This window comes from Neptunomonas sp. (assembly GCF_041601355.1).
GTDB lineage: Bacteria > Pseudomonadota > Gammaproteobacteria > Pseudomonadales > Balneatricaceae > Neptunomonas.
In genome coordinates, this window is sequence record NZ_JBFIIH010000154.1 from 1 (window position 1) to 8165 (window position 8165).

General features: G+C 48.9%; 6 protein-coding genes. All 6 read right to left on the reverse strand.

What is annotated here, in order from left to right; genetic code table 11:
* Positions 1-54: 54 nt before the first annotated feature.
* The 6 genes from ABY436_RS17575 to ABY436_RS17600 all read right to left on the reverse strand — a co-directional run bounded on the left by ABY436_RS17575 (position 55) and on the right by ABY436_RS17600 (position 7927).
* Positions 55-564, reverse strand: a complete 510-nt coding sequence (locus tag ABY436_RS17575) for a cytochrome c (protein WP_372740233.1) — start codon at positions 562-564, stop codon at positions 55-57.
* A gap of 69 nt (positions 565-633) precedes the next feature.
* Positions 634-3771, reverse strand: coding sequence for an efflux RND transporter permease subunit (locus ABY436_RS17580; RefSeq protein ID WP_372740234.1), 3138 nt, complete (start codon positions 3769-3771; stop codon positions 634-636).
* On the reverse strand, positions 3768-5171 hold the full coding sequence (locus ABY436_RS17585) for an efflux RND transporter periplasmic adaptor subunit (protein ID WP_372740235.1): 1404 nt from the start codon (positions 5169-5171) through the stop codon (positions 3768-3770). The genes ABY436_RS17580 and ABY436_RS17585 overlap by 4 nt, the downstream gene beginning before the upstream one ends.
* On the reverse strand, positions 5171-6583 hold the full coding sequence (locus ABY436_RS17590) for a TolC family protein (RefSeq protein WP_372740236.1): 1413 nt from the start codon (positions 6581-6583) through the stop codon (positions 5171-5173). The genes ABY436_RS17585 and ABY436_RS17590 overlap by 1 nt, the downstream gene beginning before the upstream one ends.
* Before the next feature lie 112 nt (positions 6584-6695).
* Positions 6696-7190: a hypothetical protein gene (locus tag ABY436_RS17595; protein WP_372740237.1), complete on the reverse strand. Its 495-nt coding sequence runs from the start codon at positions 7188-7190 to the stop codon at positions 6696-6698.
* A 305-nt stretch (positions 7191-7495) separates the two neighbouring features.
* Positions 7496-7927, reverse strand: a complete 432-nt coding sequence (locus ABY436_RS17600) for a cytochrome c (protein ID WP_372740238.1) — start codon at positions 7925-7927, stop codon at positions 7496-7498.
* Between the last annotated feature and the right edge of the window lie 238 nt (positions 7928-8165).

The window sequence follows — 8165 nt, forward strand, 5'->3', positions numbered from 1 at the left end:
CCCTGCCCGAACTACAACGGCAACTGCCACTACCCTCAATTTCATCGCTTCCAATCAGTGACTGTCAGTTATTAAGAAATTGATCAGATCATCCATATCCTCTTCACTTATCTGCCATCGGGGCATCGCTGTATTCAATGCTTTTCCAGCAGGATCAAGCCCATGCCGGATAGCTACTTTCAGACTATTTTTGTCATAACGCTCATGATCCCCATGACCATCATCGTGCTCTTCGGTAAGTGCATGCCGGGTTAAAGGCGGGGCAACCAGCCAGAACTTTGGATAGAGTCGTTTCCCCTGTCGATCATCTCCATGGCAACTGGCACAAGAGGTGCTGTGCATCTGAGCATGCATCGTACCTCCCTGATAAGTGACCGCAGTGCCCGCCTGACTTCTACCGGTATAGTAAATTTGCTCGCCATTACCTGAGAAAGTACGTGCTGCGTAATCCGATGCATCATCCATCCCCATGCCACAGCCGGCCAGTAACAATACAACCCCACTACCGGCCAGCTTAAGCACTGGCTTTAGCACTGGTTTTACTTCTGCTTGAGCGCTGTACATGAACTTTCTCCTTACACAAATAGGGTAAAGGTTGGGCTGATATCGTTATATCCAAGCCCTAACCTGCCATTACTCTTCAATGTCCAACTTAGCGATGCATCGCTTACGCCATAGAAAATACACGGCAGGCAGTACCAATAAAGTAAGTATGACAGCACTGACCATGCCGCCCACCATCGGCGCTGCAATCCGACTCATGACTTCAGATCCGGTCCCTGTGCCGTACAAGATAGGTAACAGACCAACGATAATGGCTGCTGCAGTCATCATTACCGGACGAACCCGTAAACCTGCGCCGTGTAACACAGCATGTCGCAACGTCTCTTCGCGGGGGATAAGATGCTGGTTCTGACAACGATCCAGCATCTGCTGATACGCCTGATTCAGGTAGACCAGCATAATCACACCGATCTCCACCGCAACACCAGCCAGAGCGATAAAACCGACACCAACCGCTACCGAGAAATTATAACCCTGCAGATACATCAACCAGACACTGCCGACCATTGCCAGAGGTAGCGTACCCATAATAATGCTCACCTCAACAAAGTTTCTAAAGTTAAGGAATAGCAGAATCACAATAATCCCCAGCGTCAGAGGCACCACATAAGTCAACTTCTCCTTCGCCCGCTGCATATACTCATATTGACCAGCCCAGCTCACTGAATAACCTGGCGGTAACTGTAGCTGATCAGCCACAACCTGCTGTGCATTCTCTACATAACTGCCAATATCCATGCCCTCTATATCTATAAAGGTCCAACCGTTAAGGCGTGCATTTTCGCTTTTGATACCCGGCGGACCATCCTCGATATAGACGTTAGCCACATCACCCAAGGGTATCCGTTGTCCCATTGGGGTCACGACCGGCAGCAACGCTAATTGCTCTGGAGAATCCCGGTAGTCCTGTGGATAGCGCACATTGATCGGATAACGCTCCAAGCCTTCGATCGTTTGCGACACGTTCATGCCGCCAATGGCCGTGGCAACTACCTGCTGAATATCGGCGACGTTCAAGCCATAACGAGCAGCACTCTGACGTTGGATATCTACTTTTATATATCGCCCTCCAGCAACCCGTTCAGAATACACCGACGCGGTACCGGGCACATCTGTCAAAATAGTTTCCAGCTGCTGACCGATCTGCTGGATTTGTGCTAGTTCAGGGCCTGCGATTTTAATCCCGACGGGGGTTTTGATACCGGTGGCCAGCATATCGATACGCGTCTTAATCGGCATCACCCAGGCATTAGTCACCCCGGGAACCTTAACCAGATTATCCAGCTCCTTTCTCAGATCATCTGTAGTCAACCCGGCACGCCACTGATCTTTCGGTTTGAGCTGTATAAAGGTCTCTATCATCGTCAACGGTGCTGGATCAGTCGCAGTGTCTGCCCGCCCCACTTTGCCGAATACCGTTTCAACTTCGGGTACTGTTTTAATCAGCTTGTCGGTTTGCTGTAGCAACTGCCGCGCCTGGCCGATAGAGATACCGGGATAGGTGGTTGGCATATACATCAAATCGCCTTCATCCAGCGGCGGCATAAACTCACTACCCAGCTTATCTAATGGCCACATACCCACCAGTAAGACCAACAAGGCAAACATCAGCGTCATTTTTGGAAAAGCCAGCACTTTACGCAAGGTCGGCATATAAACAGCGGTCAGTAGTCGGTTTATCGGGTTCTTGTGTTCGGGTAGCACCTTGCCTCGGATGAAGTAACCCATCAGCACCGGCACTAAGGTGATGGCCAGAGCCGCTGAGGCCGCCATCGCGTAGGTTTTAGTGAACGCCAGTGGCGCAAACATACGACCCTCCTGCGCCTCAAGCGTAAATACCGGAACAAAACTAACGGTGATGATCAATAAACTAAAAAACAGTGCCGGCCCCACTTCACAGGCTGAGTCTGAGACAATCTGCCATCGATTTTCTTTGGTCAACGGCGTACGTTCCATATGCTTATGCATATTCTCAATCATGACAATCGCGCCATCGATCATCGCTCCGATCGCTATCGCAATACCGCCCAATGACATGATATTGGCGTTGATTCCCTGCGCATTCATCACCATAAATGCCGCCAGAATACCCACGGGCAGGCTGAAAATGGCAACCAGAGACGAGCGCACATGAAATAGAAACACAATACAGACCAGCGCTACGACGATGAACTCCTCCAGAAGTTTGTACCAAAGGTTTTCTACCGCACTATCGATCAGGCCGGATCGATCATACACCGTCACAACTTCAACACCTTCCGGTAGTCCCTGCTTCAACGTTTCAAGCTTCGCTTTTACGCCATCGATGGTTTTTTGAGCATTCTCTCCGAAGCGCATAACCACCACGCCCCCGACCACTTCGCCTTCACCATTGAGTTCTGCGATGCCACGACGCATTTGTGGCCCGGTACCGATATCCGCAACATCTTGCAACAGCAGCGGCGTACCATTCTTATTTATACCCAGGGGGATATTCTTCAGATCCTCCTCACCCTGAATATAGCCGGTAGCGCGAACCATATATTCCGCTTCGGCCATTTCCACGACAGAAGCGCCCACTTCCTGATTACCGCGTTGTATAGCCGTCTGGATATGTGATAACGGTATATTAAATGCCCGCAACTTTTCCGGATTCACCCGCACCTGATACTGCTTAACCATACCGCCGATGGGGGCAACTTCAGAGACACCGGGCACCGTCTGCAACTCATACTTAAGGAACCAATCCTGCAAACTACGCAGCTGGCTAATATCATGCTGACCGGTTTTATCCACCAACGCATAGAGATAGACCCAACCAACACCGGTGGCATCCGGCCCCAATTGTGGCCTTGCATTCTCTGGCAAAGAAGGCGCAACCTGACTCAGGTATTCCAGTACGCGGCTGCGTGCCCAGTACATATCAGTATCTTCATTGAAGATGACATACACATAGGAATCGCCAAAGAACGAATAACCGCGCACCGTTTCAGCGCCGGGTACCGACAGCATCGCCGTGGTTAACGGATAAGTCACCTGATCTTCTACAACCTGAGGCGCCTGCCCCGGAAAACTCGTTTTAATGATCACCTGCACATCAGACAGGTCAGGAATAGCATCCACCGGCGTATTCTTCAGGGAAAACAGACCGCCACCCACCAGGATCGCAGTGGCCAGCAGGACAAAGAAGCGATTGCCCACCGACCATCGAATAATCGACTCAATCATAGGTCCACCTTCTCACCCTGCTTCATCTCACTGTCGGCACCGTCCAGACTCATGCTATCCATATCCATGCTTTCCATGTCCAAGCTGTCCATATTCATGCTTTCCATATCAAGTGCATCCATACTCATATCGTCATCATTCATTGGCTGCTCAACATGCATGCGTTTGAAGTCGGAGGTTTTACTCGACTCTGAGTCCAGCAGGAACTGAGCTGAAGTAACTACCTCTTCGCCAGCGTCCAGGCCGTGCAGAATTTCAATCAAGTTCCCATCACTACGGCCCGTCTTAACCTCAATAGATTTAAACCGCCCATCACCCAATGCCAACACCACCCGATTGGATCCAGCACCACGAATCACGGCATCTTTAGGCACAGTAAGCGAGGCTTCTGTTTCCTCTTTATAGATCACCACTTCAGCAAACATGTTCGGCTTCAACTGCCGGTCCTTGTTATCAAAGCGCATTCTTACCTTCAATGTACGAGTGACCGGGTCCAGCACGGGGTAGACATAATCGACGAACCCTTCACGATCCTCACCAGGCAGAAAATCTAATTGGATAGAGACCGGCAACCCGGCAGTAATCATGCTGGCCTGACGCTCAAACACTTCGGCTTCCACCCAGACTTCGTCCAAGGCGCCGATCGACATCAACGTCATTCCCGGCTTAACAAACATCCCCTGACGAATATTGAAGTTATCCACCACGCCGCTGTGCGGCGCGTAGAACGTCACAGCTTGCCGCACTTTACGGGTCTTCCTAAGCTCATCCACCGCCCGCTGCGGTACTTGCAGGGCACTCAAGCGGGTTTTAGCCCCACTAATCAAGTCCCGATTCCCCCGAGACAACGCAAACAGGTATTCTTCCTGCGCATTTACTAACGCTGGGGAATAGAGCTCATAAAGAGGGCCTCCTTTTTCAACCGGCTCCCCCTCAGCTTTGATATATATTTTTTCAATCCAGCCTTCTACACGAGGATGCACCTGTACAATTTCATCCTGGTTATAGTCAACATAACCGACGGTACGGACCTCAAAGTTCATACTAGTCATCAGCGCCACTGCCGTTCGGACCCCGAGGTTATTAACCACTTCAGGCGATACTTTTATCGTACCAGGGCCCGAATCAGCAGCGGACCCCGCCTCTTCATAGACAGGGACAAGATCCATCCCCATCGGAGACTTACCCGGCTTGTCCCTTTGGTAGTTCGGGTCCATCGGAGCAACCCAGTAAAGCGGCTCATTACTGGCTTTGGGGGCCTGCGCAGGGTTTAAGTCCGCCCCAGAATCAATTCCTGCACTGGAAGAGAAACGGGTTGCGTTCATGACGGCTCCAAAACCAGCAGCTCCGATCACGGCACCCAGCACAATTAACCCGATATTTTTGCCGGTAGTACTCATTAATTTTCTCCTGAAACGCTAAGCGAGTTATTGGCTGAGACTGTATCTATTGACGTGAGAAAATAGTTAAGTTGAGCAACCTGTTTTTGTTTCGCAACATTAATTTCCAGATACTCTATCTGAGCATTCAGCTCATCAATGCGCGGGCGTAGCACTTCAATAAAACTAGCGTTATCTGATTTGTACGCATTCATAGAGGCTTGTGCCTGCTGCTGTATCTGAGGAATTAATGTGCGATCAAATAGCTTGCGGCGTTGTTCTAAACGTTCCAACTGGGTGCGGGCAGAATGAAAAGCGGCGATCATCTGCCTGATCATCAGGCTACGATCAGTGCGGATCTTCTCTTGGCTAGCAGTGGCCGCGTCAACTTCCCGGTCCTGCTTAATGGAAGAAAATAACGGCATACTAACAGTTACTCCTACGCTAAACAGATCTGCACGGTCCCTGCCACTGGCATCTTCTCCACGAAACCCATAACTAGCGCTCAGACCCCACTCCGGTTTATAGTTTTGCTCCGCCAGACGCACCGCAGTTCCCGCTACTGCAATACTCTGATCGATTTTTTGCACCGAAGGATGGCCTACAAGATTGCGTGCCAGTTCATGGTTACCGGGGGGCTTATCCGGCCAATTCTCCGCATAAAGTGAGCGGATTTTTGGCAGTTCAGCAGAGAAGCCGGACGACAGACTAGCACCGAATGGAGTAGCGCCATTAGCCGAGGGCAATAACCATTCAAGCAACCTTTGCTCGAGCATCTCCTGCGTCTGTAGCAGTCGGGTCAGTCGGTCCTCCAGACGAGTTTGCTCAAGCTGCGCCTTGATCAAATCCTGTTGCCGAGTTCGCCCAAACGCAGAGGAATAATCAGCCTGGGAAATATCGACCAGCTGATCGAATAGGGCTCTATCCTGCTCAATCAGTTGTATACTTTTTCGAGCCTGATAAGCATCTAACCACAACTGGGTAATGGTCAGCGTTAGCTGTGCCTGACGTTCAGAGCGCAATAAAGGCTCCCGGTCACTTTGCTGTTGCAACTGCTGACGCTTCAGCCGACGACTATCACCCCGAGGGTACATTTGCGATATCCCTGCCACTAACTGCGTCATCGCTTCCTGATTAAAATCCAGCGTATCGGTGGGTAAATTCGCCATCTTCAGTGAAAGTGTCGGATCGGGTAATTGATAGGCCGATTCAGCCATTGCTGCCGTTGCTTTCTGCGTATAACTGCTGCCAGACAACCACATATCATTTTTAATCGCAAAGCTAACGGCTTGATCCAGTGTTAACAGCTCATGTTTTTCTGAATCAGCAGATGCCGACTGGACTGTTGTGCCACTCAACAGACATAAAGCTAATAATGGGAAGACATAGTTCCCGACCCGTTTGTACCCATTAAAAGAAATTATTGGTGACATAAATGCACCCACTCAAGTCAAGATCATTGAAAATGATTTCGGACAAATTTATGAGAGTTAGGAGACTTATTTGATCTCCCGCTGAGAAGCTACCGAATAACGGCTGAGTTCATCAACGGAATATGGGAGGGCGGTATAAGGAACTACCATGCTGATCAATCAGCAAGTAGTTAATAGCAATGTGGGATGCACTAAATGCTTTCATATAGAAAAAATAGATTGAGAGGCTAGCGGTTGCCGGATTAACACAATGCGCCTGAGCACAATTAGCCATTTCATCACAATGATGCCCGCTACTTTTTTCCGGAGTGGTGCCGTTTGTCATGCTAGTACATTGATTGTTTTTCTCTGTTGCTATTAGCTCACAACAGCTTTCATCAACCGTTTGCACGTTTTCATTAGTGTGCATCACATGAGACGCATGGGGTTGCGAGGCATGGGCTTGAGACGTATGGGTTTGGGAGGCATGGGCTTGAGACGCATGTGTTTTGAAAGTTGATGAAGAACCAGTATCCATAGGCATAGCAAAGACACTGCTGTAAAGCTGTGCGGTTGTCACCACCAGCATACACAACACTATCAAAACCTTTTTTGCCACTCTTTTCATCTAACACCTAGTCTCATTTAACACCTAGTTTGATCTAACAACTAGTCTAATCTAACACTTAAGCTCATCTAATACCTAGTTTTTATGGGGATTAAAAGCCAATAATAACAATCAAATATACCCCAATGCTTTTCTTCAACACGCTTACCTGACAGCAACATCACCCTTAGCAATTAAATCCAGAAGCGTACTAACCTTCCTCAAAACATCATGGAATCATAATACTAGTTATTATTCTCCAAAATGCTTATTTTTGCTTTTTCTGTATTAAATCGTGAATGAGTTTCGTGTCAAATTACCTGAATTTACTCGAGGCCCCCTCTCTCTAACCAGGCACTGTATATCTGTGCAGGCCATTTACTCTGAAAGTAGCTTATCACCGCATCCTGATCTTCTTCTGAAAGCTTATCAGCAAACGCGGGCATACTGCCGCCCAGAGCGATTCCGCCGTTCTGAATAGTTTGCCTGAGTCCCTTCAAAGGATGGTGCCAGGCATGGGCCGTGCTATTCAGCGGAGGCGGCGGGTATTTGCCATCGGCCAACGGCGTCTTCCAATCCGCCGTTCCCTGAGCAGAAGCGCCATGACAACTGGCACATTGCGCAAGAAATAATTGTTGACCGTTATCAACCTGAGATTGAGTATACCAACGCCCATCGACTTTCGGCTCCCCATCGCTACAGCCACTAATAAATACCACTATAGAAAGCGCCAATGCAGAAAAAAATCTATTCAACATACCTGAACTCTCCATCGTTATTATTTGATTATTTTCATCGATCTAACATGCTGTAAAATAAACCAGTTACGCTTCATACATAAAGAGCCAATACTAATCGGGGCTTCTCCCACACGCAACGTATCCACATAATTTACTGTGAGACAAGATACTGATTCGCACTATGGCGGATGTAACCTACTGATGGGCTGAACAATTTTGCAATTAAGTCTTACGTCAACTCAATTGCGTTTTACGG